1 protein-coding gene is annotated in these 307 nt (G+C 64.5%); it reads right to left on the reverse strand.

All coding sequences use genetic code 11. The features are described from left to right. On the reverse strand, positions 1 to 307 hold a 307-nt coding region (locus ACFV20_RS36825), incomplete at both ends, for an ROK family protein (protein WP_385665475.1).

The raw sequence follows: 307 nt of genomic DNA on the forward strand, positions 1-307 counted from the left end.
CGGACAGGGCGCCAAGATTCGCGTCGTTGTCAACAAAGACGGGGCAGTTGAGGGCTTCCTCAAGCCTGTGAAGGATGTCGATGCCCACCCATTCGGGGAGGATTGCGCCCTGGGCGACTGTGCCGGATCTGCGGTCGATGGGGCCTGGAATGCCGGCTCCGGCGCCCACGACGGCGCTGGGATCGATGCTGTTTTCCTCCAGCAGACGGGACAGCAGCCGAACGGCCGCAGCGATGCCTTCTTCCGCCTGGTGCCCCAGGGGGAGCTCGTTGAAATCCTCGGATATCACGTGGTAGCCCAGCGACTG

This window comes from Streptomyces sp. NPDC059696 (assembly GCF_042733745.1).
GTDB lineage: Bacteria > Actinomycetota > Actinomycetes > Streptomycetales > Streptomycetaceae > Streptomyces.